The 2,013-nt window shown below is 67.9% G+C and carries 3 protein-coding genes; 2 read left to right on the forward strand and 1 reads right to left on the reverse strand.

What is annotated here, in order from left to right:
* Window positions 1-95: 95 nt before the first annotated feature.
* Both WAW17_RS17400 and WAW17_RS17405 read left to right on the forward strand, forming a co-directional pair.
* Complete coding sequence (locus tag WAW17_RS17400; RefSeq protein ID WP_422334184.1) at window positions 96-464, forward strand: acyl-CoA carboxylase subunit epsilon; 369 nt, start codon at window positions 96-98, stop codon at window positions 462-464.
* 13 nt (window positions 465-477) lie between these two features.
* Window positions 478-1,122 (forward strand): Maf family protein, encoded by a 645-nt coding sequence (locus WAW17_RS17405; protein ID WP_422334185.1) that lies wholly within the window; start codon window positions 478-480, stop codon window positions 1,120-1,122.
* On the opposite strand, the gene WAW17_RS17410 is transcribed toward WAW17_RS17405, so the two are convergent.
* The coding region (locus WAW17_RS17410) for an MFS transporter (protein WP_422334186.1) at window positions 1,057-2,013 on the reverse strand (957 nt) is incomplete at its 5' end. The genes WAW17_RS17405 and WAW17_RS17410 overlap by 66 nt on opposite strands.

The raw sequence follows: 2,013 nt of genomic DNA on the forward strand, positions 1-2,013 counted from the left end.
CCATCCCACACCCGCGGACAGATCGTGGCCGCCCTGCGCCTACTCGAACGCAAAATGGTCACCCTCCCCCCCAAGAAGCATGGGAACATCCCGCTATGACCGCGATCACCGAGGAAGCAGTGCGCACCGACACCAGTCCGGACGAGTCGATTCCCGAGGATGCGACAGTGGACGGTTCCGCGGTGGATGCCGTGCGGCCTTCGGACACCACCGAACAGGCCGGTGCGAACGCACCCGCGAGCACCGAGAGTGAGTCCTTCCTGAAGGTGCTGAAGGGGTCACCCAGCGACGAGGAAACCGCAGCGCTGATTGTCGTCCTCTCTGCTGCTGCGGCCGCAGCCGGTGGCAACGCACCCGGCTCGCACCTCCCGCCGGAATCGTGGGGCGACCCGACGCGCATGCACCGGGGTGCCGCCCCGTTCTCGCCGTACGCGTTCCCTAACGTGTCGTCGCATCAGCGTTGAATCGCCGGGAACGATGACCGTCCTCGTTCTCGCATCGGCCTCCCCGGCGCGGCTCGCTGTGCTGCGCAGCGCCGGGGTGGAACCGATCGTCCGAGTGTCCGATGTGGACGAGGACGCTCTCATCGCCGAACTCGGAACCGGCGCCGCACCCGAGCACGTCGTCACCGAGCTCGCCCGCGCCAAGGCGGACGATGTTCTGCCCACGCTCGCGCGGGACGGTATAGCCGATGCCGTGGTGGTCGGATGCGACTCGATGTTGCTGATGGACGGCCGACTTCAGGGCAAACCAGGCACGGTCGAGGTGGCACGGGCGCGGTGGGCGTCGATGGCCGGCCGAAGCGCCACCCTCCTCACCGGGCACAGCGTCCTTCGGATCGCCGACGGCGTGGTCACCGGTTACGCGCACGACCACAGTGCCACCGTGGTGCATTTCGCGCGTCCCTCGGCTACGGACCTGGACGCCTATCTCGCATCCGGCGAGCCACTCCAGGTCGCAGGAGCATTCACCCTCGACAGCCTCGGCGGCTGGTTCGTCGAGCGCATCGAAGGCGACCCATCCAGCGTGATCGGGATCGGTCTGCCGCTCGTGCGCTCACTTCTCGAGAAGGTCGGAGTCGGTGTGGCCGAGTTGTGGGCCTGTTCGGTCGCCGCTCGCTGATTCGGCCGCGGCCGTTGTGTTCCGGCGCGGCAGGAACGTGGACGCCACTCCGATCGCTGCCGCCACCGCGGCGATGATCCAGAGGATTCGGCGCTCGGCCTGAAGAAATGCCTCTCCCGCAGCATTCCGGGTCGACTGCTGCGCGGCGACGACCGCAGAATGCGCAATCTCCCGACTCGCGGAATCGAGCTCGCCCCTGCCGGCCCCCAGGTTGCGGCACTCGTCCGGAACCTTCATCGGTGACGTCGAACCGAGTTGCTCGGTGGCGCACCGTACGAACGTCTCCTCTGCGCGGGGAATCACGCTCGCGGGCACGCCGGTTTCCGACAGGGTCGCGCTGAGCGCAGGCCGCTCGGCCTGTACGGCGTCCACGGACTGGGCCGCGACGAGGTTGAAGAAGACGACTCCGATGACCGCGAGCCCGATCGAGCTGCCGACCTGCTGAACCGTCGGCAGCAGACCCGAGACCGATCCTGCCTTCCGCGGGTCCACCGTCGCGAGGATCGCGGTCTGCAGGGGCGCAACGAACAGCCCGAGACCGGCTCCGCCGACGAGCAGGGGGCCGGCCAGTGCCCAGAATTGCGGATCGGTTCCTTCGTGCTGGAGTTGCGCCGCCAGGACCACCAGCGAGATCGAGAACAGAGCCATCCCCGCGGGCAGCACCAGGTTGACGATCCGCCTGTACACGGCGGCCGAGGCGAGAGCGGCAAGGCCGGTTCCGAGTGCCCACGGCAGTGTCATCACACCCGCCCTCAGCGGCGTGAATCCGAACCCGAACTGCAGGGTGAGCGCGATGGTGAAGATCAACGAGGTCAGCGTGCCGAAGAAGACGAAGGCGATACCCGCACCCACGGTGAACGCCCGGTCGGTGAACAGTTCGAGGCGCAGAAC

The organism is Rhodococcus sp. (in: high G+C Gram-positive bacteria) (assembly GCF_049286785.1).
GTDB lineage: Bacteria > Actinomycetota > Actinomycetes > Mycobacteriales > Mycobacteriaceae > Rhodococcus_F.